Consider the following 23,152-nt stretch of genomic DNA (forward strand, 5'->3'; position numbering starts at 1 on the left):
CACCGACGCTGCCTCGCAATACTGGGAGGGTGCCGCCACATCGCCCTCCCGGAATCACCACGCGCCTGAGCGACGTCATCGTGGTCGCCGTCGTAGTGCTCTTTGCCATCCTGCCGTTTCCCGACCACGTCTTCCGGGCACGCGGAGCACTGCTCCTGATAGCGCTCTTGCCCGTCGTGGCGATGCCGTTCCGTCGTCGTTGCCCGCTGGCAACGCTCGGGATCAGCCTTGCCTGCAGCGTGATCGTCGCAGTTGCAGGAGTACTGGCACCCAGCACTCTGATGGCCGCTGTGATCGCGTCCTATTCAGTGACGAGCAAGACGCGCCGCGTCACGGCGACTCTCGCTGTGGCTCTGGCCGCGCTCCTCGTGTTCCTCATCAGCGCACTCCCGCTGGGCGATTTCTTTGACTCCCGAGCGTTGCAGTTCGTCGCCTTCATCGTTCTGGCCGGAGCCATGGGCGACGCCGCCAGATCGCGGCGGGAGTACATCGCCGCCGTGACGGAACGGGCCGAACGCGCTGAGCGCGGCAAAGATGAAGAAGCACGACGGCGGGTGGCTGAGGAACGCGTCCGCATCGCCAGGGACCTCCACGACGTTGTGGCCCACCAGATCTCGGTCATCAGCCTGAGCGCCGGCGTCGCATCCTCGTCCCTCGCAACCCGGCCCGAACGGGCACAGGAGGCGCTGACCACCATCCGCAGTGCATCGCGCACAGTACTTGCCGACATCGGGTCGCTGATGTCCCTGCTGCGCACCGAGGATGCAAACGATGGTCGTGACCTCCACCCCCAAGCAGGGTTGACGCAGCTCGACGAGCTCATGGCACGCTTCGATCAAGCGGGACTGCAGGTGGAACTGCATCAGGAGCCAGGCATTCCGGCACTCTCACCGGCCAGCGACCACGTTGCCTATCTGGCTTTGCAGGAGGGACTCACCAACGCGCACAAACACGGAGCAGGCGGGCAAACCGCTGTCGTCATCCGCTCCAGCAATGGCGACGTGATCCTGACAGTCACCAATCGCCTCCGTGCTGGCGGTGCGGGCGCCGTGCCCAGTGGGCACGGGCTGCGTGGGCTGCGCGAACGGGTTGCCGCCGTACGGGGCACAGTGGAAACAGCAAGGGCCAACGGCGAATTCCGACTCGTGGTGACGGTGCCGTCAAGCGTGAAGGGAGCACTCCGATGATCAGTGTCTTGGTAGTGGACGACCAGCCCTTGGTACGCCAGGCCGTGCGCGACATTCTGTCCGACAGCGGCGGGATCCGGGTGGTGCGCGAGGCATCGAATGGCAGGGAAGCTGTCCGCGCCGCCGCCGAAGCAGCCCCCGACGTCGTTGTCATGGATATTCGGATGCCGGAAATGGACGGCATAGCAGCCACCTCGGAGATCATCGCGGGTCCATCCGCCCGGACGCCGCGGGTGCTCATCCTCACCACCTTTGAGGAGGACGAATACATCGTGGCCGCCCTCCGTGCCGGTGCGAGTGGATTCATTGGAAAAGGAGCGGAGCCGGACGACATCGTGCGCGCCGTGAGAACCATCCATTCAGGTGAATCGCTGCTCTCCCCCATTGCGACGCGGGCACTCATTGAACGATTCGTGGAGCCCCTTCCACTGGCATCTGTATGGGAAGACAGGAGCCTCTCACGCTTGACCGAGCGGGAGCGGGAGGTGCTGGTTCTGGTGGCCCGGGGACTGACAAATCAGGAGATCGCGGCCTGCCTCGTCATTTCCCCACACACCGCAAAGACGCACGTCAACCGGATCATGACAAAAGTGGATGCCCGGGACCGAGCGCACCTGGTGATCCTGGCTTACGAATCGGGTTTGGTTTCCGCAGGGTTGTGACCAGCGCAGACAAAGGACCAGGCAGCCAGGCGGCCAGCCGCCGTCGAAACTTGGCTTCTCCGCCGCGTTGGCACTAGTCGCGGCGAGGAACCGGCTGCGGCGGGACGGCAGGGTCCGACGCCGGTATACAGAACCTCAGTCCGTCGCCCCAAAATCCGTTGTTAATGCAGTACAGAGGCACCTGTTCGTCGCCGATATGAAGCGTGGGATTCCGCATGCGTTTGGACACACTGAAGGTAAGTTCCACTGTGCCGTCAGGGGACTTGCAGCTGTAGGCGCCGTTCCACGGGCTCATGTCCTCGCAGGCGTTGAGTTCCCTCGATACGCCGTCGCGGTCCACGTACTCCCAGGTCCTGTCCGTCTTCTCGCCGACCTGAATGACCGAGTTTGGAACGGACCGGGCATAGTCACGGGTAAATGACCGCTCGTCGCAGCCCGCGGCTGTGAGCGTGAGCAACGCAAGCAGGGCGAAGCCTAATTTTGTTTCACGACGCATTCCGGTGCCCCCATCAACTGAACTCTGCCAAGCCTATCCACATGGTGGCCTGAAGAGCGCCCCGCCCGCGGGCGTCATGTCGGAGCGCGTCCCGTTCCCAAGGTGCTGGCCGCGCTTGCCGCTTCCCCGCAAGTGGAACGCTCTTTCAAAGAATTTCTGCAGCGGGTGTAATCAAAAGTTCCTTGCCGGAAACAACATGATTGAGCGCAAGAATTGCTCGATCACTCCGTGGGGGAAGGAACCCAAAATGAAGTACCGCCGATCCGGATATGCCAAGTACGCCACTCTCGCAACGCTGACCCTGGCACTCACGCTCGCAGCCTGTGCGCCGTCCGCCCCGGTCGCCAGTAGTTCGTTCACCACAGCCGCAGAAGAAAGCAGCGGCGTGGTCGAGCTCCCTGTAGCTCCGCTGGAAGAAGCACTCGCTGCCACATCTTTCGAAGACAGCGCCCCAGCGCATCCCAGCCAGCCGGAGGTCGCTGTTCCACTACCCGGGGATCCTGTTGTGATCACTCCCGTGCGGGAAGTAATTGTTCCGGCCCCGGCAGCGCCGACAACTCCCGCCGTGGCAGCGGAACCTGTAGTTCCGGCACCGCCTGTTGTTCCTGCGCCGCCGGCTGCACCGGCACCGCAGGCGACCATTCCGCCGTCGACCGTTCCTCCCGCTGCTCCTGAGATAACTCCGGTGACCCCCGCCGTACCGTCGACGCCACACGTCTCGCCCAGCTACCCGCAGACCGGCTTGTTCACCTTCCCCGACGGACACATCTCCTTCCTGCTGCCAGCGGGCTGGACCGTCCAAACCGAGGAAATACCCATGGACTTCTACGGTGACCGCCGCACGGTCATAGCCGATATCCATGACGAGATGGGCGTAAAGGTAGCGGAGATCGCCAGCGGTATTTTCGGCGGCGTCGTGGCCGGCCCCGTGAACCGCACCATCCTCGACTCCCAGCAACTGACCGATTTCGAAAGCCGGGACGGAGCATCCCACTTCGCGTTCTTCAGGGACGAATACCCCTTCGACCCCTCAATAACCCGGTACTTCATGGGGGTGGTGACAAAGGAATTCATGACCGAGGGCCCTGGCAGCGCCTCGGCCCACAGCTTCATGGTCATGGGCAACGGTGCAGCCCAAGCGACTGCCAACATCGAGGTTTCAATGTCCCCTGAAAGTGCTGCGACCTGGATGGAAACCGAGCAATACAGCAAGCTCAAAGCCCTCCTGACGAGCATCCAGTACGCGGAGTAGCGACTCAGCCCGGCCCGATACCCGCACCACCTCACGACGGTTGTGCGGGTATCGCGGCACCTTCCCGGTTCCGCACCTGAACCCCTCAACCCCACATCTCGAGAGAAATGACCATGGAACTCTTCGACGCGCACACCCTGGTAATGTCCGCCGTCCTGCTGATTCACATCGCAGGTGTGATAATCGTTTCCGTTTCCGCCGTTGTGCTGGTCATGTCAACGTTGGCAGTGGTCCTGGCCGTGCGCGGGGTCAGAGCCACTTGGGCATGGGGGCGCCACAGCACCTTTGGACCCGCCAACCGATTTAGTAAGGTTGCTTAGCTCCCTGTACTATCTGTTCCCATGAACAGCCCGGCAAAGCCCCAGACGTCAAAACTCAAGCAGTCGATAACCGGCCCGCTGCTTTTCCTTTTTATCCTCGGCGACGTATTGGGCGCGGGCATCTACGCCCTGGTGGGGAAGGTTGCGGGCGAAGTGGGAGGTGCTGTGTGGATTCCGCTGGCGCTGGCCCTGTTCCTGGCCATGCTCACCGCCGCCTCCTACGCGGAGCTCGTGACAAAGTACCCGAAGGCCGGCGGGGCGGCAGTCTTTGCTGAACGGGCTTTCAAAGTGCCTCTGGTTTCGTTCCTGGTGGGCTTCAGCATGTTGGCTGCCGGGGTGACCAGCGCGGCCGGTTTGAGCCTCGCCTTCGCCGGGGACTACCTCAAGCCACTCTTGGACGTTCCCGTCACTCCCACCGCTCTGGTATTCCTGCTGCTGATCGGACTCCTGAACGCACGCGGGGTCAAGGAATCCGTGAGGGCAAACGTGGTCATGACCGTCATTGAGGTGTCCGGCCTGGTGTTGGTGATCGTCTTGGTGGGCGTGATGTTCGGCCGCGGAGACGGCGATGCCTCACGCGTTCTTGAGTTCAACCCCGCAGTGTCCCCCGGAGCAGGGATCCTCGCTGCGTCTTTGTTGGCGTACTACTCGTTCGTGGGCTTTGAAACCTCTGCCAACGTTGCCGAAGAGGTCCGGGACGTCCACCGCGTCTACCCCAAGGCACTGTTCGGGGCCTTGTTGACCGCCGGGGCCATCTACATTCTCATCGGTTTGGCCTCGTCCATAGCCCTGTCGCCCAATGATTTGAGCAGTTCTTCGGGTCCCTTGCTGCAAGTTGTCCAGGCTACTGGCTTTGGAGTTCCGGACTGGCTCTTCGGCCTGGTCGCCCTCATTGCCGTAGCCAACGGCGCCCTGCTGACAATGATCATGGCCAGTCGTCTGGCATTTGGAATGGCAGAACAATCATTGCTTCCCACTGGGTTGGGGAAGGTCCTCCCCCAACGGCGCACCCCGTGGGTAGCCATTCTGGTGACCACGTTGGCGGCGATGGCACTGACCACCACGGGCGACCTCGGCTCCCTCGCCGAAACGGTGGTCCTGCTTCTCCTGTTCGTCTTCATCAGCACCAACGTGGCCGTTCTGGTGCTGCGCAAAGACAAGGTGGAACACCAGCACTTCCGTGTCCCAGCGGTTATTCCATGCCTGGCATTGGCCTCCTGCGTCCTCCTTCTGTTCCAGCAAGGCCCGGAAATCTGGTTGCGCGCAGGCATCCTCTTGGGAATCGGGCTCGTCCTCTTTTTCGTTACGCGCTGGATTCAGGGGCGCCAACGGACAGGCCTACCCGCGGCCAACGAACGTCCCGAGGCCCAGAAGGAACCACTGAAGTCCTAAAGGACTCCGTTCCGCTTCAAGCAACTCCTAGTCGACGACGAGCAGGTCACCAACCTCGCATTCAAGTACCCGGCAGATGGCTGCCAGAGTGGAGAACCGGATAGCCCTTGCCCTGTCATTCTTCAGGACGGAGAGGTTCGCGAGAGTGACCCCTACCTCCCGGCTCAATTCCGTCAACGTCATACCCCGCTGTTCCAGAAGCTCATCGAGGCGGCAGTGAATCATGTCCTCGTCGGCTTGCTTAGCCGGAGCCATCGCTACACCAGCCCCTCGGTGTCGCGCTGCAGTTGAGCACCTTTCGCAAACACGGCGGCCAGAAGCAGGAGCGCTACGCCCAATACCACTGGCAGGAGATCGACGCTGAAGACGATGTAGTAATCGAGATTGCCCTTGCCGATTGGACTCTCGACGGTGAGCACATTGTCCAAGCTATTTACGGTCAAGAGTTTGCTGAACCCCTGAAGAACCGGGACAACCACTCCGATGAGGACCAGCACGCCACCCATGATGGAGATAGAGCGGGTCAGCGTCGGCGCGAACGGCACGCCTCGCAGTAAACGCCAGCACAGCATGATCACGGCCGCACACACCAGCAGTGTGGTCAGCTGCCCGAGGACCGAGGCTGCCGTGTTCAGGACCAGCGCGTCTCCAGGGAGGTCATGGAGGACGAGGTCGATATTGCCGCCATGGCGAACCTGCTGAACCTTGGGGCCAAGGACGCTGGGACCGGAGGGATCTGCCCCGCTGAAGCCCAAGCCGGGCAACGCCACAATTGTCACCCCGGAAAACGCATAACCAACCGTGGAGACAAGCCGTAGGATCGCCGCCACGGCGACTCCACAGGCAGCCACCAGAAGCAGCCACAGCCCTACCTTTGACGCGACTTTCACCGATGGTCTGATCGAGAATGCAGTTTTCACGCGTCCGCTCCTTATCGTTTATCAATATATTGATAAACGATAACATACTGCTCGCCTCGCGTTCCTAGAATCGGAAAACCCGCGTAGGTTACCCTGCTCCAGAGGCTGGAAGCCCATAAGCTGTGGAACTGTACGTGCCACAACCCCGAGGAGCCCCGTGAACATCGACATCCCCTGGAACCGCGGCGAGTGGACCAACCAGCCGGCCGCCGTCGTCGAGCAGGCAGGTGACCTGCTGGTGACTGCAGCCGAAAGCAGCGACGCTTGGCGCGTGACGTCCTACGGATTCATCCACGACACAGAGCACGCGCTGCTTGCCCCTTTTCCCCAGGACAGTGCCATGGAGGTTGAGTTCACCGCTGCGTTCTCCCAACAGTTCGACCAAGCGGGCATCTTCATCCGCGTCAGCGCCGAGCATTGGATCAAGGCGGGCGTCGAATTCGCCGACGGCGCCGCTCAATTGGGTGCGGTGGTCACGGACCGCTTCTCTGACTGGTCCTTGGCGCCGGTCCCGGAATGGAATGGCGGGCGGGTCCGCATGAGGGCCAGTCGTTCGGGCGATGCCCTGACCATTCGGGCGGCCTCAGGCGACGACGAACTCCAGCTGGTCCGGGTTGTGCCGTTGGCGCCTGACGCGATCGCCGTCGCCGGGCCCTTCACCTGCGCACCAACGCGCGCAGGGTTGACCGTACCCTTCCACTTCTGGCGGGCTACGCCAGCGGACAGCCAACTCCACTGATGCCGACAGAGCGGAACAAGGTTGCGGGTCCCGTCGTTCATGAGATTATGGAGTTTCCTGCGGCCTGCCATTGAACAGTGCTGCAACTCAGTTGGCTCCAAAACAAGCCTGTGGGGGGCACATCACTGTGGAAGATACTGCGAGTCTTTGGCGTACTGACCCTGCGACGTTCCGCGACGTGGCGATCAAACGCCAATCGGTGGAAGCTGCGTTGGCTGGTGAGTGTCCGCCAGTGGAGCGCGTCCGGTACTTGGCGCTGCTGGGCCGGGACACTGAAGCCCTCGACGAAGGCTTCAAGCTGCTGCCCCACACGCCTGACCGCCGCGAGCTGTTGCTGATACTTGCGCAGGTCAATCAACGCCAGTACCGCTGGCACGACGCAGCCGTACTCCACGAAAAGGCGCTACGAACGGTCCAGTCGCCGGAAGAAGAGGCCTACGTTCGTCACCACATCGGCCGACGACTTTTCGACGAAGCCCGTTTCCGGGCCGCTGCCGATGAGTTTCAGTGGGCAGCGGACCTCTACCGGGTCGCCGGCCAGCCTGAACTTGCCGAAGACAACCGCCAAGCCATGCGGCACGCCCTGCAGGTACACGGTGCCGAGCGAGCCGTGGGACGTTCTGCGTTCGACCTCTCCTAAACCAACGGCGAGTCCCGCCGACGCACTCTTACTGCAATGCAGCCCTGACCCACAGCCAGCTTTAGCCCCGGCCTGATGTAATCTAGTAAGGAAGCTGACTATTCTGGAGAGCCTGGGGGCCTGAATGCCTGACATGGACCGATGGCCAACCAGCCGGCTGCTGTCCACGGCGGCACGACTGGTGGAGCTGGCCTGGAACGATGAGCTGCGGCCTCTGGGGTTGACCTATCCGGCAGTATTGACGCTTGAAGCCGTAGCGACGGCAGGGCCCATCGCCCCCGGGAAACTTGCCCAAAGCGTCCGCGTTCAAGCGCAAACCATGGGACCGCTGCTGTCCAGGCTGGAATCCCGGGGCTATATCCACCGACAGCCCAATCGCTTCGACCGCCGCAGCCAACTGGTATCGATTACCGATCTGGGGTTGGCGCTGCTGGATCAATCCCACCATTTGGAGAACAATGTGCTGTCCGCCATCATGATGGACTCGGGGAATCTGCGCGAAGAGCTGCTGGCAATCGTTCGCCACCCCAACTTCAGCTGAGAGTAAGGCAGTCCCACGTAGACGGAAGCCATCCATCAGGGCAGTATGGAGTTATCCGCTGATGAAGTCCGGCGTCCCAAGGAGAAAACCATCTCCACCACCACACCGGGTCAGCGTCACCGTAGGTGTCACCCGGCGAACAAAAGGACACCATGAGCGATCTTCGAATCGGCGACACCCTTCCAGTAGATCTCCTGAGTTTCAGGGCAACGGAATGCCTCGTATCGACACGCGCCCCTGAAGCAGAGGATGTCTGCATCCTTGATGCAGGACATACTGGTCAGCATCTGGCGGCAGGTGCAGACATGGTGGTTCGAGCCGCCTGGAGCTAGCCCCTACGTGCCGCAGAAGGTCCGGTAGGGTCCGAAGCTCTCCGGCGCCGGCGCAGCGTACTCTTCCAGGCCGGAGCGTTCGTTCCACGGGTCGGATACGGCTGCTAGCAACCGCCCTGCCGGTCCCATGTCTCCCTCAGTTGCGGCAGCAAGCGCCTCCTCCACCAAGTGGTTCCGTGGAATATAGATCGGGTTGACCCTGTCCATGGCATCAGCGTCCGGCGTGAGTGCACGCCAACGCTCCAGCCAGGCGTCAAACGCTGGCAGGTCAAGAACGGTCCCGCGGGCGGGTTCAACCTGCCCGCGGGCCGCCTTGCCGAGGCTGCGGAAGAACGAGGTGTAATCCGCGCGCGCCTCCTGGACCAGCTCCAGCAGATCATCCACCAGGGGTGAGGCAACGTCGTCGTCAATGTCCTCCGGCATCCCAAGCTTGGCTTTCATGCCGTTGAACCAGGCAGCGCTGTACTGCTGGCGGAATCCATTAAGCGCCTCAACGGCGAGGGCCACCGCCTGCTCCTCATCCTCGTGGAAGAGCGGCGCGATCGACTCGGCGAAGCGGGCCAGGTTCCACTCCGCAACCACCGGCTGGCTACGGTAGGCATAGCGTCCCATCTCATCAATGGAGCTGTACACGGCTCCCGGATCGAAGCCGTCCATGAAGGCGCACGGACCATAATCGATGGTTTCGCCGGACACTGTCATGTTGTCCGTGTTCATGACCCCATGCACAAACCCCACCAGCATCCACTGCGCCACAAGGGTCGCCTGGACTGAAATGACGCCCTTGAGAAGCCCAAGGTAGCGGTTGCTTTCACCGGCCGACGACGGGTGGTGGCGTTCGATCGCATGGTCAGCAAGCCGGCGGAGCAAGTCCAGGTCATCCGTGGCCCTGGCATATTGGAAACTGCCTACCCGCAAGTGGCTGCTGGCCACCCGCGTCAGGACCGCCCCCGGAAGGAGCGTCTCACGCTGAACCTGACGCCCTGTCCCCACGACAGCAAGACTCCTGGTCGTGGGAATGTGCAGGGCGTGCATCGCCTCACTGAGGATGTACTCCCGCAGCATCGGACCAACAGCCGCCCGGCCGTCCCCATTCCGTGCGAAAGGCGTGCGCCCCGATCCCTTCAGGTGGAGATCGCGGAGTTTCCCGTCGGCTCCGGCAACCTCGCCGAGCAGCAGCGCCCGCCCATCGCCAAGCCGCGGTGAGTACCAGCCGAACTGGTGACCGGAATAGGCCTGTGCCACCGGAGTTGCCTCTTCCGGGACCGCATTACCAATCAACAGCCCAATACCCTCGGGGCTGCGGAGGAACGCAGGATCAAAACCAAGCTCGACGGCGAGTGGCTCGTTGAGTGCCAAAAGCTGCGGTTCGGGAGCCTCCTCCGCCCGCCAGGGAACAGCGAGCTCCGGGAAGTCCCGGGCGAAGTGCCCCTCGAAAGCGATGGTGGAACGCGCTATGTCACTCATCACTCAAGGATATAGATGCCGTTGCCGGCGCGAAATGACGGTCCGGTCCGACTAGCATGTGAACCACTGCCTGTGGCAGGAGATCCCTTGGGGACTTGGGCTTTGCCTCACATCTGGTTTTGCCACGCGCGTCACGTTTTGCATTTGGATGTCACTCTTAGGAGTGACGAGTACACCCCGCTTGGCTGTTTTTGCCCCCTGACCGAAGGATCAAGCATGCGAGTTCGCGACAACCTGAAAACTGTACGACGCGGCCGACGCCGACTTAGTACCTTACTGGCGGTGCTGACATTGAGCGTTGGTTCAGTGATGGGTTCTGCGCCGGCATCGGTGGCCTACGACTCGGGCGATTTTCATGTCTATACTCACGTGCAGAACGTCGGGTGGACGAGTAACAGCGGAACGGTCGGGCAAGGGCTACGGCTTGAAGCGATCCGTGTGTATCAGGTGAACACGCGTCAGTTTTGCGGTCGAGCGCACGTTGCCACACTGGGGTGGCAGGCCGTCCAGTGCACTTCAACCAGTAACAGACAGATCATACTCGGGACCCAGGGGCGGGGCCTGGCGATTGAAGCGGTGGAGCTCTGGACCCCGGGCTACAACCTCGGGGCAACGGCACACGTCCAGAACATCGGCTGGATCCAGAAGGCAACCTCATACGCTGGACAGCACGTCACAATCGGCACAACCGGCCAGGGTCTCCGGATGGAAGCTTTCGTGTTTGCTATAAAGTGAGCCTCCCTCCGCCACACGGCAACCGGGTGTCGGCGAAGTCAGTGCATGAAACCGCTGCCGTCCCAGTCGCGATCGTATTTGCCGCACCGGGTGCAGCGCCTGTAACGGCCGCTTCCATCCTCTGCTGACTCCACATGCCAGTGGTGGTGGAGGTTCAGTTTGCACATGATCATCTGGAGCATGGCCATCTCCGTTCAATGCACGCTTAACCGCAAACTGCGTTCGATGCGTGTCCTCAAAGTTTAGGCCGCTGCCGTCTGCGCGGCAGTACTCTGTCGCGGCAGTACTCTGTGTGGGTCAGTCCCGCATCGGTCCGTCGAGCGAGGCGCTGTTGCTGCCCTGCGGCACCATGACGTGGACGGCGTTGCGCTCCACAGTGAACTCGGTGGGAGTTACCGCCGCTATTTCGCCATCAAGGTTCACAGACATCGGCGGTTCCGTGACCAAACGGACTCTTCGGGTCGCCAGGTGGTGCACCCGATCGTGATCAATGAAGCTGCCATCCTTGAGCAACCGTGCAATTTTGACGTGCTCTTTGAACGGTGCCGCCAGGATCGCGTAGATATCCAGGGTGTGATCATCGATCCCCGCCATCGGAGCAACCATGTTCCCGCCGCCGTAGTGCTTGCCGTTGCCCACTGCCACCTGAAGCACGTGGTCGAGGTCCATCGGCTCGTGATCGCCATCCGGGAATTCCAGGCGAGCCCGGAAAGGTCGGTGCCGGGTGTAAGCCCGGATGGTCGCGATGCCGTAAGCCAACGGCCCCATGTGCCGCTTCAGGCGAGGACTAAGAGCTTCCGTGACACCCACCGAAAGCCCCACGGATGCGACGTTGAGGAAGGGCTCTCCATTGGCCCGCCCAAGGTCAATGTCCACCACTTTCCCGTCCGCGATCACGGCACAGGCCTCAGGTACACCATTTGGAATATCCAGCGTTCTGGCCAGATCATTGGCGGTGCCCAGGGGTAGGACACCGAGGATGACGTTGGTGCCGGCAAGAAGTCCTGCGGCCGAGGTCACGGTGCCGTCGCCGCCGCCCACTACCACCAGATCGTGCCGCTCGGCCATCACTTGGCGCAAGGCCGTGAACAATCCGGCGCCCGACGTCACAGGGTGCACGGCACGGACGGGCACCCCGGCTTTCTTCATTGCTTCTACGGCGGATTCGCTCGCTGCGGCCCCGCGTCGTGATGCCGTGTTGATCACTACGGCCGCTGAGGTCACATGTTGGGGAGCCATCATGAGACCAATGCTAGGCGCATCTACCTTGGAGGAACCTGCGGCTACCCCTTGAAAACCGGCGCCCGCTTCTCCTGGAACGCCCGGAAGCCCTCCGCGTAGTCGTCGGTCTTGCACAGCCGTGCCTGCTCGGCGTTTTCCTCGGTCATGGAAGCCCAGAGGCCCAGGCGCTGATCGCGGATGTGGGCCACGAGTTCCTTCGACGCATTGAAAGCTTCAGTGGCGCCGACAGCCACCCGCGCAACAATCTCCCGCGTCTCGTCCAGCAAAACATCGGCTGGCATGGCACGGCTGAACATACCCTGCGCCACGGCTTCGGCCCCGGAGATGAGATCGGCCGTGTAGATCAGGTCCAGCGTGCGGTGCATGCCCAGGCGCTCGGTGAAGTACCAGTGCCCGCCCGAGTCCAACGTGGCCCCCAGCTTGGCAAAGGGTGAGCCGAACTTGGCGTTGTCCGCCACGTACACAACGTCGGTGGCCAACAACAGCCCCAGCCCAACGCCGAGGCAAGCGCCATGTGCGGCAGCGAACGTGGGTGTCGGGAAAGCGGCCATCTTCTTCAACAACGGCTCCACGAGACCGCCGAGGTAAGCCTGGGCGTCATCGGTTTCGGGAGTAACGGCGGCAATGTCACGGCCCGCGCAGAAGGCGCGCCCCTCGCCGCGAAGGAGCAGCGCCCGCACCTCACCACGTGAGGCGGCGGCAGCGGCGTCGTCGTACGCTTTATCCAGTTGGGCCAGCGCGTCCTCGTTGAGTGAGTTCAGCTTTTCGGGGGCATTGAGGACAATTTCGGCAATGCCGTTGGCAATGGAGAGCTCGATCATGGGGACTCCTTAGACGTCGAAGTCGACGGTCACTTCTTCGCTGGTGGGGTGGGACTGGCAGGTGAGGACGTAGCCCTTATCCAGCTCGTCCTGTTCAAGGGCGTAGTTCTCATCCATGGTCACGGTACCGGTGATCAGCTTGGCGCGGCAGGTGCCACAGACACCACCGGCGCACGCGAACGGAACGTCCGGGCGGACACGCAAAGCGGCGTTGAGGATGGATTCGCGGGCATGGGTGGGGCTTGCGACGTCGCCGGTCAGGCCATCCAGCGTGAAGGTGATCTTGTACGTGTCCTGCGACTCGTCCTCCACAACGGGGCGGCCGGCGTTGCCCTCGGGGCGGTCCGGACGGCCCGTGGTGAACAGCTCGAAGCGAACGTGCTCGGGCTCAACGCCACGGGCAGCCAGGGTGTCACGGCACAGCTGAACCAGCTCGAACGGCCCGCACAGGAACCACTCGTCCACATCCTCGGCACGGATGGCACTGCTGAGCAGCGCCTGCAGCTTCTCGGAATCAATACGCCCTGTCATCAGCGGCGCGATCCGTTGCTCGCGGGACAATACGTGATGAAGTGCCAGGCGCGACGGGTACTTGTCCTTCAGGTCGGCCAGCTCTTCGAGGAACATGACGTCCATGGCGGCCTTGTTGGCATAAACGAGGTCAAAGGTGGTCTCCGGATTGGCCGCCAGCAGCGTGCGCGCAATGGCGATGACCGGCGTGATGCCCGAGCCGGCGGCGATCGCCACGAAGTTGCCCGGCTCCCCCGCCAGCTCCTCCGGGTGGTTCATGGAGTTCATGACGTTGTGCTGAACGGCCGAGCCGTCCTTGCCGTGCCGCGAAATGAACGCACCCTGCGGGCTCATCACGTCCAGGACGTCACCGGCCTTCAGCTCGGCATTGGCCCATGTGGAGAAGAGGCCACCCAGGTCCTTCTTGATGGCTACGCGGATCTCGCTGCCGCCGTCCTCGAAGCTGCGCGGCTCTGCGCAAATCGAGTAGCTGCGGCGGACCTCGTGCGGCTCACCGTTCTCATCCGGCAGCGAGGTGCGCAGGGCCACGTACTGACCGGGAAGGTAGTCGTACTGCCCGGCCAGTTCGGCGGGAACACCGAACGAGACCTCAATGGCATCGTCCGTAAGGCGCCGGACTTCCGAGACGGTCAGGTGATGGAAAGACGCACGACGGCGGCTGGCTGTCTGGGTTTCGGTGGTCATGGAATTCCTTAGAGGACTTTGAAGTAGTCGAACGGTTCCTTGCAGTCCTGGCAGACGAACAGCGCCTTGCAGGACGTGGAACCAAAGCGGGTGAGTTCCTTGGTGTTCAACGACGAACACTGCGGGCATTTCACGGCCAGGCTCAAGCGGACGGGACCCGAGTGGCCACCGGCGGCAGCCATGCCGCTGGGCGGGGCAATGCCGTATTCCTCCAGCTTGGCCTTGCCGGAATCCGTCATCCAGTCAGTGGTCCACGCCGGCGACAACACCAGGTTGATGCGCACGCTCGCGTAGCCCTCTTTCTCGAAGGCTGTCCGCAGGTCGTCACCAATGGCGTCCATCGCCGGGCAGCCGGAGTACGTGGGCGTGATGGTGACCTCGACGGCGGTACTTGCGGTGCCGCCGTCGGGCATTCCATGTGTTTCGGCTGCCGCCGGGACAACCCGCACGCCGCGCAGGATCCCCAGGTCCTCGATGGTGAGGACCGGGATCTCCGGATCGCAGACCGTGGACGCGATGTCCCAAGCCCGCTGTTCCTCAGTCCGTGAAAGGGTCGACATGCTGGTCACCAGCTCGCGCCGGGGTGTTCGCGGGCCAGGACCTGCATTTCAGCGAGGATGTAGCCCAGGAACTCGGAGTGCTTGCCACGGCGACCGCCGCCCAGGGACTGCGGGACGCCGGGGATTTCCAGTTCCGCTTCGGCCATGATGTCGCCGGTGAGGCGATCGAACCCAGCACGGAGGGTGGACGGCTGAACTGCGACGCCGGCCTCGGCCAGGCGGGTGGTGAGCTCGTCATCTTCGAAGAGTTCGTCCACGTAGGGCCAGACGAGCGTGAAGCCCTGGATGATGCGTTCGCGGGACTCATCCGTGCCGCCGGCCAAGCGCAATACCCACTGCGCGCTGTGATCGCGGTGGTAATCCACTTCCTTTACGGCCTTTGCGGAGATGGCTGCGAGGGTGGCGTCCGTGGACTCCATGAGCTTGGTGTAGAGCTCGTACTGGTAGTAGCTCACAATGAACTGCCGGGCGATGGTGACCGCGAAGTCGCCGTTGGGCTGCTCAAAGAGGTGCGCGGAACGGAACTCGTGCTCGCGGCGGAAGTACGCCAAGTCGTCCTCGGACTTGCCCCACGCGGCGCCGGCGTAGGTCAGGAAGGAGCGTGCGTGACCCAGCTGGTCCAGCGCAATGTTGCCGAGCGCAATGTCTTCCTCGAGCTCAGGGGCACGGGAAATCCAGTGACCCAGGCGTTGAGCGAGGATCAGGCCGTCGTCGCCGATGCGCAAGGCGAACTCCGCAACATCCTCGGTGGGCTTGACCTGCCCCCGGCTGATCTCGAGCGCGATGTCCTCCGGGCGCAGTGCGTTGCCCGGCGTGATGCGGGTGGCGCTGGCAGAACCGTCGCCGGACGCACCGGCACCGTGGACGCCGACGGAAATGTCGCCGTGGCCGTCGATGGCGAAGTCAGTGTCTTTTGTGTTCACAGGTGCTTCACGCCTTCGCTCTTGGTGTAATACGTTGCGTGGCGGTAATCCTTGCCCTGCGGGGACTCGAAGAACGAGCCCTTGGAGTCAGGGTCGCTGGAGGAAATCGCCTCGGCCGGGACAACCCAGATGGAGACGCCTTCGTTGCGGCGGGTGTAGAGATCGCGGGCGTTCCGGAGGGCCATGGCCGCATCCGGTGCGTGCAAGGAGCCGGCATGCACGTGGGACAGGCCGCGGCTGGAGCGGACGAAGACCTCCCAGAGGGACCACGGAGTTTCTTCCGTGGCGCCGCGCGGGGTGACGGCCGGGCCTGAGGCGGGTGCCGGCGTCGTGCTGTCAGCGTTGGTGGCCGCAACCTTGGGGGCCTCGCGGGCGATTTCGCTGGCGGCGCTGGCCGGTGCTTCCGGGTTACCGTGGGGGCTCATGCTGCGTTTTCCTTCTGTGCTTGCTTGCGGGCATAGGCCACCGCGGCTTCGCGAACCCAGGCACCGTTTTCGTGTGCCTCACGGCGGCGCTCGACGCGCTGCGAGTTGCAGGGACCGCGGCCTGCCAGGACTTCCTTGAACTCGTTCCAGTCCAGGGGTCCGTGCTCCCATTTTTTTGTTTCTTCGTTGAAACGGATGTCCTTGTCCGGGAGGGTCAGGCCGAGGACCCGGACCTGCTCCACCATCATGCCGACGAACCGGCTGCGCAGCTCATCATTGCTGAAGCGCTTGATGTTCCAGGCCATGGACTGCTTGGAGTTGGGTGAATCGTCATCCGGCGGGCCGAACATCATCAGCGACGGCGCGTACCAGCGGTTCACTGCGTCCTGGGCCATCTGCTTCTGCGCAGGCGTACCGTTGGCGAGTTCCAGCAGGATCTCGAAACCCTGGCGCTGGTGGAACGATTCTTCCTTGCAGATGCGCACCATTGCGCGACCATAAGGACCGTACGAGGCACGGCACAGGGGCACCTGGTTGCAGATGGCAGCACCATCAACAAGCCAACCGATGGCGCCCATGTCTGCCCAGGAAATCGTGGGGTAGTTAAAGATGGATGAGTACCGGGCCTTGCCGGCGATCAGGTCTTCCATCATCTGGTCCCGGGACTGGCCCAGGGTCTCGGCGGCCGAGTACAGGTACAGGCCGTGGCCGGCTTCGTCCTGGACTTTGGCCATGAGGATGGACTTGCGCTTCAGGCTCGGTGCCCTGGTGATCCAGTTGGCTTCCGGCTGCATGCCGATGATTTCCGAGTGTGCGTGCTGCGAGATCTGGCGCAGCAAAGTCTTGCGGTAAGCCGCCGGCATCCAGTCGCGCGGTTCAATGCGCGAGTCCTCCGAAATGATGCGATCAAAATACGCCTGTCCGGCTGCCTCCCGCTCCTGCTCTTCCGGGGACAGCTCAGCGGGCACTGACTGCAGATTCTGCGATGCCATGGTTGCTCCTAATAAATTACCGACCGTTCGTTCAGAATATGCGGAGCGGACGTTTTCAGTCAAGGTCCGGGTTCCTTTACCTCAGCCTCATCTTCCGTTCACGGGCGCTGACAAGAGTGGACTGCATGACTGACCTCACACGCCGCACCCTCGTCAAGACGTCCCTCGCCGGCATTGCCCTGACCGGGCTCGCCACCAGCGCGGCTCCCGCCTCCGCCGCACCGTCCGCTGTGCCGCTGGTCCGCAAGCGGCTGACGCTCCCTACCGGCATTGCAACGGGCGACGTCACCACCGACTCCGCCGTCCTCTGGTCCCGCGCCTCCGGACCCGGCCGGCTCACGGCCTTGGTGCAGGCAGTGGACAGCTCCGGCGCAATCCTGCGTGGCCGCTACGGTTTCAGCCGCACCATCCGCGGCCCCCTCGCCACCGAAGCCAGCGACTTCACCGCCAAAATCCACGCCACGGGACTTCCCGCCGGCACCCGATTCGCGCTGGAACTGAACTTCGAGGACGAGAACGGAGCCGGCGAAGCTGTCCGCGGCACGTTCAGCACAGCGCCCGGAAAGCACGACGACGGCCCGGAAGACGGGCGCGGAGGCGGCAGGCCGTCGTCGTCCTCGCAGTCCTTCGTCTGGACCGGCGACACCGCCGGCCAAGGCTGGGGCATCAACGAGGACCTCGGCGGGATGCGCGGCTACAAGGCCATGCACGCCACCCGGCCGGACTTCTTCATCCACTCCGGTGACACCATCTACGCCGATGGCCCCATCGCCGCCACCGTCACGGAAAAGGACGGCCAAGTGTGGCGGAACATCGTCACCGAGGAAGTCAGCAAAGTGGCCGAGACGCTGAAGGAATACCGCGGCCGCCACCGCTACAACTCCCTGGATGCCAACATGCGCGCCATGTTCGCCGACGTCCCCGTGATCGCACAGTGGGACGACCACGAAACCACCAACAACTGGTACCCCGGTGAAATCCTGGACGACCCCCGCTACACCGAACGGAACGTCAACGTCCTCGCCGCCCGGGGCCGCCAGGCGTGGCAGGAAAACATGCCGATCGCCGACGCCGCGGCGCTCTGGCGACCAGGAAAGGTCGACGCCGGGCAGTACCAGCCGGCGCGCATCTACCGGAAGATCTCCCGCGGCCCGCAGCTGGACATCTTCTGCCTGGACATGCGGACCTTCAAATCGCCCAACACCGACGGCAAGGAACCCTACGCCACCAACATCCTGGGCCAGGAGCAAGTTGATTGGCTGATCAAAGAAGTCCGCAAATCCAAGGCGACCTGGAAAGTGATCGCCGCAGACCTGCCACTGGGCATCATCGTCCCCGACGGTGCCGTGAACCAGGAAAGCCTGGCCAACCGGGATCACGGCGCTCCCCTGGGCCGCGAACTGGAGATCGCCGGCGTGCTTTCAGCGTTTAAGAAGTACGGGGTCAAGAACACGGTATGGCTGACCGCTGACGTGCACTACTGCGCGGCGCATCACTACGCCCCGAGCGGGCCTCCTTCACGGACTTCGACCCCTTCTGGGAGTTTGTTGCCGGGCCGATCAACTCGGGCTCATTCGGTCCCAGTGAGATGGACGGTACCTTCGGACCAGAAGTTGTGTTCGCCAAGGCCGGGCGCTTCCCGGGCGAATCACCGCGTGATGGTGAAAACCAGTACTTCGGGCACGTGGACCTGGCCGCCGACGGCCTGTTTACTGCGAGCCTCCGTAACGCCAACGGTGCGGTGCTGTATTCAAAGGCGCTTACTCCGGAACGCTGAGCAAGGAATCTTCCTTGGCGGAGCCCCGGTCAAATTTCCCGCGACCGGGGCTCACCTCGCATTAGGCTCGTCCAATACTGCAATTGGACGAAAACCAGCAGCGGGCTTAACTGTGCCAAAACTCTTGAGCTGAAGCCGCCTGTTTTCCGCTTGATAGAATCAACGTTGCTGATGCCGACACCGAGGAACACATGACACTCCCAACAGATACCGACAATTCACCTGAAGTGTCCCCTTCCGGACGTCGGAAGAGTGGCAAGAAAACCGCGCGGAACGTACTGCTCGGATTCGCCGCCGCGGTACTGGTGGTCGGCTTGGTTGCCGGCGCTTACATATTCAATCTGGCACAGACCTTCAATTCCGGGACCACCAAGATCGATGTCGCATTCCCGGACGAGTCCACCCGACCCCAAAAATCTGAACCCATTAACGGCACAGCAGCGGTGAATATCCTCGTCATGGGCAGCGACACCCGGGGCTCCTCCGAGGTGGATGTGGAAACCGATGCTTCCACCGATCAACGCGCTGACACCTTGATGCTGGTGCACATCCCTGCTGATCGAAAGAACGTCTACGCCGTGTCCCTGATGCGGGATCTTTGGGTTGATATTCCGGGGAAGGGCGAATCCAAAATCAACGCGGCCCTTGCCTACGGCGGCGTCCCACTGATGGTGCAGACGGTGGAATCCCTCTTCCAGCAACGCATCGACCACGTCGCAATGGTGGACTTCGAAGGCTTCAAGGGCCTCACGGACGCCCTCGGCGGAGTGGAAATCGACGTCAAGATTCCCTTCTCTCCCAACTCCGGCCCCATGAAGGGGCATGTCTACGAAGCCGGCCCACAGACATTCAATGGCGATGAAGCACTCGCCTTTGTCCGCGAACGCAAGTCCTTCAGCGACGGGGACTACCAGCGGGTGCGCAACCAGCAGGCCTACCTCAAAGCGATCATCAGCAAGACCATAGCCAGGGAGACCCTGACCAACCCGATCACCATCAACAACATGGTCTCCTCAGTGTCACCCTTTATCAGCGTGGACAAGAGCCTGGATGCGGCCGCAATCGGAAGCCTTGCCCTGGGAATGAAGGACATCCGAGCCTCCGACACCGTGATGTTTACCCTCCCGACGCTGGGAACGGGAACCTCTGCCGATGGTCAGTCCATTGTTGTAGCGGACACCACCGCAATCTCCGAGATCGCAGCAGCCCTGTCGAAGGACCAGTTGGGCCAGTACGTAACAACGCACGGCCTCGAAAAGGGCAACTGACCCGTCGGGATTCACCGCCATCGACGCAAAAAGTACCATTGATTGCACGATATGGACTTTATCAGCAACCTTTGAATGCGCGATTATTATTAGTTTCTGCGCGCAATAGATCTTCCCAGCAACCTTGCAATTCACGCCTTGATGAAAGTCATGCATTGAGCATCTGCCGTAATTTGAGATGCATCTAAAGTCCCTTTACGATTGCCTTTGAAACGTCAAGTCACACCGTCTGGTGTTACGGCGTCTTCATCTTTGTTCGCTCGGTTGGGGCGTTGGGGGCATGGCTATGGGGGCTGGTTCGTGAATAAAACAGTTGTGTTGTGGTACGAGGTATCACGGATAACCACAAGGCAACTCCGCGCTGCCACTCTGCAGTTCTTGAGCTGACCGCCATGACTGCCTTTGTTTCTGCCTCCCGCGACGTCGCTTTCACTGCAGGCTCTACGTGGTTGCGCGCCCAGAGCATCAAGATGAGATTTCTTGATCTTGCCTGCGTTGTCATAGCTGTAGGTGGAGCCCACCTGCTGCGGTTCGGCACCGAAGATGTGACCGTTGCCGGCGGAGACACGGAGTTGTCGTACTCGACGCTCTCCGTTGTCCTCATTCTCACCTGGACTGCCGCACTGGAGTTCGGCGGCACGAGGGACCGTAAAGTTCTTGGCACCGGAACAGACGAATATAAGCGGGTCGCCGTATCCTCACTGTGGCTCTTCGGATGTCTGGCAGTCGTTTCCTACGTCTTCCAACTCCAGACGGCACGGGGCTACGTATCAGTGGCCCTCCCCCTGGGCGTCGTGCTGCTCCTTTTGGTCCGGTTCGCCCAACGGAGGACCCTGCACCGGAGCCGGCTCGAGGGTCGGAATCTTCACAGAGTGCTCCTGATTGGTGCGCCAAATAACGTCAATCACCTGTCAGACAAGCTGAATCAGCACATAGTGTCCGGCTACCAACCAGTTGCGGCCCTCCTCACCGATTCAGCGTCGACGGCCCGAACCAATTTGCCCGTTCTTGGCACCTCTCCCAGCGTGGACATGGTCCTCGACTCCATCGGTGAGTCCGGAGCAGACACAGTGGCGGTCTGCGGCGGGGCACACTTGGACCCTGCTTTCCTGCGGCAGCTGGGGTGGGCACTCTCCGCCCGCGACATCGGCATGATCGTAGCCCCTGCACTCACTGACATCTCTGGTCCCAGAATCCACATGCAGCCGGTAGCAGGACTTCCACTGATCCATGTCACAACACCGAAACTCAGTGGCATGAAGGCGTTCGCAAAACGTGCCCTGGACGTTTGCCTTTCCTCCTTGTTGCTCCTGCTGCTCTCCGTGCCGATGCTGGTGATAGCCATCCTGGTCAAACTGGACAGCCCCGGGTCTGCCTTCTTCTTCCAAGAGCGGATCGGCAAAGGCGGCCAGTCCTTCAAAATGATCAAGTTCCGCTCGATGCGCAACAATGCTGAGACCTTGCTGGAGGCTTTCCAAGCCCAAAGCCAGGACAGCGTCATCTTCTTCAAGATGAAAGACGATCCCCGGGTCACCCGTTTGGGTGCATGGATTCGGCGATACTCCATCGACGAGCTGCCACAACTCCTCAACGTGCTCAACGGCACCATGAGCCTTGTTGGCCCGCGCCCACAGGTGGCCCGCGAGGTGGAGATGTATGACTTCGCCTCCGTCAGGCGCCTCTTGGTCAAACCGGGCATGACCGGGCTGTGGCAGGTGAGCGGCCGCAACGATCTTTCACTGGAAGAGTCGATCCGGCTGGATCTTTACTACGTGGAGAACTGGTCCTTGGCCCAGGACATCATCATCCTCTTCCGGACTGCCAAAGCAGTGGTCGGGAAAGACGGCGCCTACTGACCTGAGCTTCTGTCAACGGCTGCTTTGTCTCCACATCGTCAGCCGCCAGCAGGGCGAAGAAGGTCCAGATCGGCAAGAACGTCCATGACGACTGAGTGGATACACCAAGGGCCGTGAAGACAGCCAGCATGCCCAGCAACGATGCATTCCTGAAGTTCCGCCACAGAAGGACCACAATAAGGAGTCCAAAGGCGATGAGGGCGACGTAGCCAAGTTCGGCCGCCACATGGGCGTAGGCATTCTCCGCAATGGGACGCGTCTGGTCCGTGGAGTAAATCCACGGCAACTGACGGCCGCTGACATATTGATCGAAATAGGCACCATAGCGTCCAGGCCCCACTCCGAAAAGGGGATTGTCTGAACTCATATCAAAGGAAATCTGGGATTTCACTCCGCGCAGGTTCAATGACGTTGTGGCGTACTGGTAGTCCGGAGCAAATTCGGTAAAACCAATCTTTGCCAACTGCCGGCCAAGGGTGGTCCTCAGGCTTTCAGAAAAAAGCAGTGCCAAAACCCCTACCAGTACCGTCGCGATCAAGGGAACCACTACTTTGGAAAACTTGAGGATGACTATCATCGCGATTCCAACAGCAAGTCCTGCATAGGCCGTGGTGGATTGCGAATACAGAATTGACAAGGCCGCCACCACCGCAGCCAGGTAGCTTCTGTTGTACAGGGCCACCAGAATTGCCGCCCCGGCGAAGAAGCCCAGGTGTTGCCCCTCCAGGAAGGGTCCTGACCGCAGAGTCTCCACCGTGTCATCGACGCCCAGTGTCCGGAAGCCAAGGGTGCCGATCAGTTGGGTGTTTCCGGACAGGGCGGAGGCCCACTGCATCAGGACTGCCACTCCGCAGAGCCAGATCGATGCGACGATTGCCCGCACAGTCCTTTGTCGATCCACACGCCGGAGGACAGACCAGTAACACAGCGCCAGAAGAGCGTATCCGCTGTACAGAAGGAGATCGGTTTCGTAGCCCCTGTCATAGCCAACCGATCTGAGTCCACCGCTGCCCGGGGTGAGGTTCACCAAGGCAGAGAAGACGGTGGCAATGGCAAGGGCAGCAACGGCCACACTGGCGAGGTCCCGTTTTCTCCTCATGGACCTCCGGCCAAGCACATACGTGGCGATGCCCATGATCCCGAGAATTTCACTGATCTTGAGTGGGAAACCCACCGGGACTGTCAGCGCATACTGGAACGGCATGAAGACAACGCTGAGCAGCATGAAACGCTGGAACCACGGTCCTGTGGTCAGTATCTCCCCGAGGGACTTCGGCTTGGCCCTTGGAAGCACGAGTCGCTTTTCCGGTAAGGCGTCCGTGCCTTGCGCCACGATGTTCGTGCTCGAAGCGCCCACGCCGTGACTGATCTGATTCCGCATACAAACGCC

General features: G+C 61.9%; 24 protein-coding genes and 1 pseudogene. 13 read left to right on the plus strand and 12 right to left on the minus strand.

Going from position 1 to position 23,152, the window contains the following annotated elements; translation table 11 throughout:
* Positions 1-29 precede the first annotated feature (29 nt).
* Together CGK93_RS17935 and CGK93_RS17940 are read left to right on the plus strand one after the other, a co-directional pair.
* Complete coding sequence (locus CGK93_RS17935) at positions 30-1,187, plus strand: sensor histidine kinase (RefSeq protein ID WP_232481381.1); 1,158 nt, start codon at positions 30-32, stop codon at positions 1,185-1,187.
* Entirely contained in the window at positions 1,184-1,849 is a 666-nt protein-coding gene (locus CGK93_RS17940) for a response regulator transcription factor (protein ID WP_089595986.1), read from the plus strand. The genes CGK93_RS17935 and CGK93_RS17940 overlap by 4 nt, the downstream gene beginning before the upstream one ends.
* A gap of 73 nt (positions 1,850-1,922) precedes the next feature.
* Here CGK93_RS17940 and CGK93_RS17945 read toward each other — a convergent pair whose 3' ends face one another.
* Positions 1,923-2,345, minus strand: coding sequence for a hypothetical protein (locus tag CGK93_RS17945; RefSeq protein WP_089595987.1), 423 nt, complete (start codon positions 2,343-2,345; stop codon positions 1,923-1,925).
* 247 nt (positions 2,346-2,592) lie between these two features.
* Here CGK93_RS17945 and CGK93_RS17950 point away from each other — a divergent pair, with 247 nt between their 5' ends.
* The 3 genes from CGK93_RS17950 (at position 2,593) to CGK93_RS17960 (ending at position 5,309) form a co-directional block, all read left to right on the plus strand.
* On the plus strand, positions 2,593-3,597 hold the full coding sequence (locus CGK93_RS17950; RefSeq protein WP_198318257.1) for a hypothetical protein: 1,005 nt from the start codon (positions 2,593-2,595) through the stop codon (positions 3,595-3,597).
* Between the two features lie 113 nt (positions 3,598-3,710).
* Complete coding sequence (locus tag CGK93_RS17955) at positions 3,711-3,917, plus strand: hypothetical protein (protein WP_157731884.1); 207 nt, start codon at positions 3,711-3,713, stop codon at positions 3,915-3,917.
* 21 nt (positions 3,918-3,938) lie between these two features.
* On the plus strand, positions 3,939-5,309 hold the full coding sequence (locus CGK93_RS17960; protein ID WP_089595989.1) for an APC family permease: 1,371 nt from the start codon (positions 3,939-3,941) through the stop codon (positions 5,307-5,309).
* Positions 5,310-5,336: 27 nt separating this feature from the next.
* Here the strand turns inward: CGK93_RS17960 and CGK93_RS17965 are convergent, their stop codons facing one another.
* Together CGK93_RS17965 and CGK93_RS17970 are read right to left on the minus strand one after the other, a co-directional pair.
* The gene (locus tag CGK93_RS17965) at positions 5,337-5,564 is read right to left on the minus strand and encodes a helix-turn-helix domain-containing protein (protein WP_089595990.1); all 228 of its coding nucleotides are present in this window, start codon (positions 5,562-5,564) and stop codon (positions 5,337-5,339) included.
* Positions 5,565-5,566: 2 nt separating this feature from the next.
* Positions 5,567-6,229, minus strand: coding sequence for a DUF2975 domain-containing protein (locus CGK93_RS17970; RefSeq protein ID WP_089595991.1), 663 nt, complete (start codon positions 6,227-6,229; stop codon positions 5,567-5,569).
* A 157-nt stretch (positions 6,230-6,386) separates the two neighbouring features.
* Between CGK93_RS17970 and CGK93_RS17975 the strand changes: the two genes are divergently transcribed.
* The 4 genes from CGK93_RS17975 to CGK93_RS17990 all read left to right on the plus strand — a co-directional run bounded on the left by CGK93_RS17975 (position 6,387) and on the right by CGK93_RS17990 (position 8,481).
* Positions 6,387-6,968, plus strand: coding sequence for a DUF1349 domain-containing protein (locus tag CGK93_RS17975; RefSeq protein ID WP_089595992.1), 582 nt, complete (start codon positions 6,387-6,389; stop codon positions 6,966-6,968).
* Between the two features lie 178 nt (positions 6,969-7,146).
* Positions 7,147-7,608, plus strand: a complete 462-nt coding sequence (locus tag CGK93_RS17980; protein ID WP_232481382.1) for a hypothetical protein — start codon at positions 7,147-7,149, stop codon at positions 7,606-7,608.
* 133 nt (positions 7,609-7,741) lie between these two features.
* Positions 7,742-8,149: a MarR family winged helix-turn-helix transcriptional regulator gene (locus CGK93_RS17985; protein ID WP_232481383.1), complete on the plus strand. Its 408-nt coding sequence runs from the start codon at positions 7,742-7,744 to the stop codon at positions 8,147-8,149.
* Positions 8,150-8,301: 152 nt separating this feature from the next.
* Positions 8,302-8,481, plus strand: coding sequence for a hypothetical protein (locus CGK93_RS17990; RefSeq protein ID WP_089595995.1), 180 nt, complete (start codon positions 8,302-8,304; stop codon positions 8,479-8,481).
* Between the two features lie 3 nt (positions 8,482-8,484).
* On the opposite strand, the gene CGK93_RS17995 is transcribed toward CGK93_RS17990, so the two are convergent.
* The gene (locus tag CGK93_RS17995; RefSeq protein WP_089595996.1) at positions 8,485-9,948 is read right to left on the minus strand and encodes a protein adenylyltransferase SelO; all 1,464 of its coding nucleotides are present in this window, start codon (positions 9,946-9,948) and stop codon (positions 8,485-8,487) included.
* 309 nt (positions 9,949-10,257) lie between these two features.
* On the opposite strand from CGK93_RS17995, the gene CGK93_RS24685 reads away from it, so the two are divergent.
* On the plus strand, positions 10,258-10,683 hold the full coding sequence (locus CGK93_RS24685) for a hypothetical protein (protein ID WP_397337087.1): 426 nt from the start codon (positions 10,258-10,260) through the stop codon (positions 10,681-10,683).
* Between the two features lie 297 nt (positions 10,684-10,980).
* Here the strand turns inward: CGK93_RS24685 and CGK93_RS18005 are convergent, their stop codons facing one another.
* The 7 genes from CGK93_RS18005 to paaA are packed head-to-tail and all read right to left on the minus strand — an operon-like array spanning position 10,981 to position 16,861.
* Entirely contained in the window at positions 10,981-11,925 is a 945-nt protein-coding gene (locus tag CGK93_RS18005) for a lipid kinase (protein ID WP_089595998.1), read from the minus strand.
* Between the two features lie 41 nt (positions 11,926-11,966).
* Positions 11,967-12,746: an enoyl-CoA hydratase/isomerase family protein gene (locus tag CGK93_RS18010; protein ID WP_089595999.1), complete on the minus strand. Its 780-nt coding sequence runs from the start codon at positions 12,744-12,746 to the stop codon at positions 11,967-11,969.
* A gap of 9 nt (positions 12,747-12,755) precedes the next feature.
* Entirely contained in the window at positions 12,756-13,961 is a 1,206-nt protein-coding gene (gene paaE, locus CGK93_RS18015; RefSeq protein ID WP_089596000.1) for a 1,2-phenylacetyl-CoA epoxidase subunit PaaE, read from the minus strand.
* Positions 13,962-13,969: 8 nt separating this feature from the next.
* A complete protein-coding gene (gene paaD / locus CGK93_RS18020) occupies positions 13,970-14,521 on the minus strand; it encodes a 1,2-phenylacetyl-CoA epoxidase subunit PaaD (protein WP_198318259.1) in 552 nt (183 codons plus the stop codon).
* Between the two features lie 5 nt (positions 14,522-14,526).
* Positions 14,527-15,444: a 1,2-phenylacetyl-CoA epoxidase subunit PaaC gene (paaC, locus tag CGK93_RS18025; RefSeq protein ID WP_089596002.1), complete on the minus strand. Its 918-nt coding sequence runs from the start codon at positions 15,442-15,444 to the stop codon at positions 14,527-14,529.
* The gene (gene paaB / locus CGK93_RS18030; protein ID WP_089596003.1) at positions 15,441-15,869 is read right to left on the minus strand and encodes a 1,2-phenylacetyl-CoA epoxidase subunit PaaB; all 429 of its coding nucleotides are present in this window, start codon (positions 15,867-15,869) and stop codon (positions 15,441-15,443) included. Before paaB ends, paaC begins: the two co-directional genes overlap by 4 nt.
* The gene (paaA, locus tag CGK93_RS18035) at positions 15,866-16,861 is read right to left on the minus strand and encodes a 1,2-phenylacetyl-CoA epoxidase subunit PaaA (protein ID WP_089596004.1); all 996 of its coding nucleotides are present in this window, start codon (positions 16,859-16,861) and stop codon (positions 15,866-15,868) included. Before paaA ends, paaB begins: the two co-directional genes overlap by 4 nt.
* 125 nt (positions 16,862-16,986) lie before the next feature.
* Here paaA and CGK93_RS18040 point away from each other — a divergent pair.
* The 3 genes and pseudogenes from CGK93_RS18040 to CGK93_RS18050 all read left to right on the plus strand — a co-directional run bounded on the left by CGK93_RS18040 (position 16,987) and on the right by CGK93_RS18050 (position 21,762).
* Positions 16,987-18,638 (plus strand): annotated as a pseudogene (locus CGK93_RS18040) (alkaline phosphatase D family protein).
* Positions 18,639-18,829: 191 nt separating this feature from the next.
* A complete protein-coding gene (locus CGK93_RS18045; RefSeq protein ID WP_089596005.1) occupies positions 18,830-19,906 on the plus strand; it encodes an LCP family protein in 1,077 nt (358 codons plus the stop codon).
* A gap of 320 nt (positions 19,907-20,226) precedes the next feature.
* Positions 20,227-21,762, plus strand: a complete 1,536-nt coding sequence (locus tag CGK93_RS18050) for a sugar transferase (RefSeq protein WP_332460061.1) — start codon at positions 20,227-20,229, stop codon at positions 21,760-21,762.
* Here the strand turns inward: CGK93_RS18050 and CGK93_RS18055 are convergent.
* Positions 21,710-23,143 carry an O-antigen ligase family protein gene (locus CGK93_RS18055; protein WP_089596006.1) on the minus strand — a complete coding sequence of 478 codons (1,434 nt, stop codon included), beginning with the start codon at positions 23,141-23,143 and terminating at the stop codon, positions 21,710-21,712. The genes CGK93_RS18050 and CGK93_RS18055 overlap by 53 nt on opposite strands.
* Between the last annotated feature and the right edge of the window lie 9 nt (positions 23,144-23,152).

The organism is Arthrobacter sp. YN (genome assembly GCF_002224285.1).
Taxonomy (GTDB): Bacteria; Actinomycetota; Actinomycetes; order Actinomycetales; family Micrococcaceae; genus Arthrobacter.

Excerpts from the sequence above, each read along its gene's own strand:
- CGK93_RS17940 (WP_089595986.1), top strand. The coding sequence starts at position 1,184 with ATGATCAGTGTCTTGGTAGTGGACGACCAGCCCTTGGTACGCCAGGCC.
- CGK93_RS17945 (WP_089595987.1), bottom strand. The coding sequence starts at position 2,345 with ATGCGTCGTGAAACAAAATTAGGCTTCGCCCTGCTTGCGTTGCTCACG.
- CGK93_RS17950 (WP_198318257.1), top strand. The coding sequence starts at position 2,593 with ATGAAGTACCGCCGATCCGGATATGCCAAGTACGCCACTCTCGCAACG.
- CGK93_RS17955 (WP_157731884.1), top strand. The coding sequence starts at position 3,711 with ATGGAACTCTTCGACGCGCACACCCTGGTAATGTCCGCCGTCCTGCTG.
- CGK93_RS17960 (WP_089595989.1), top strand. The coding sequence starts at position 3,939 with ATGAACAGCCCGGCAAAGCCCCAGACGTCAAAACTCAAGCAGTCGATA.
- CGK93_RS17965 (WP_089595990.1), bottom strand. The coding sequence starts at position 5,564 with ATGGCTCCGGCTAAGCAAGCCGACGAGGACATGATTCACTGCCGCCTC.
- CGK93_RS17985 (WP_232481383.1), top strand. The coding sequence starts at position 7,742 with ATGGACCGATGGCCAACCAGCCGGCTGCTGTCCACGGCGGCACGACTG.
- CGK93_RS17990 (WP_089595995.1), top strand. The coding sequence starts at position 8,302 with ATGAGCGATCTTCGAATCGGCGACACCCTTCCAGTAGATCTCCTGAGT.
- CGK93_RS17995 (WP_089595996.1), bottom strand. The coding sequence starts at position 9,948 with ATGAGTGACATAGCGCGTTCCACCATCGCTTTCGAGGGGCACTTCGCC.
- CGK93_RS24685 (WP_397337087.1), top strand. The coding sequence starts at position 10,258 with ATGGGTTCTGCGCCGGCATCGGTGGCCTACGACTCGGGCGATTTTCAT.
- CGK93_RS18005 (WP_089595998.1), bottom strand. The coding sequence starts at position 11,925 with ATGATGGCTCCCCAACATGTGACCTCAGCGGCCGTAGTGATCAACACG.
- CGK93_RS18010 (WP_089595999.1), bottom strand. The coding sequence starts at position 12,746 with ATGATCGAGCTCTCCATTGCCAACGGCATTGCCGAAATTGTCCTCAAT.
- paaE (WP_089596000.1), bottom strand. The coding sequence starts at position 13,961 with ATGACCACCGAAACCCAGACAGCCAGCCGCCGTCGTGCGTCTTTCCAT.
- paaD (WP_198318259.1), bottom strand. The coding sequence starts at position 14,521 with ATGTCGACCCTTTCACGGACTGAGGAACAGCGGGCTTGGGACATCGCG.
- paaB (WP_089596003.1), bottom strand. The coding sequence starts at position 15,869 with ATGAGCCCCCACGGTAACCCGGAAGCACCGGCCAGCGCCGCCAGCGAA.
- paaA (WP_089596004.1), bottom strand. The coding sequence starts at position 16,861 with ATGGCATCGCAGAATCTGCAGTCAGTGCCCGCTGAGCTGTCCCCGGAA.
- CGK93_RS18045 (WP_089596005.1), top strand. The coding sequence starts at position 18,830 with ATGACACTCCCAACAGATACCGACAATTCACCTGAAGTGTCCCCTTCC.
- CGK93_RS18055 (WP_089596006.1), bottom strand. The coding sequence starts at position 23,143 with ATGCGGAATCAGATCAGTCACGGCGTGGGCGCTTCGAGCACGAACATC.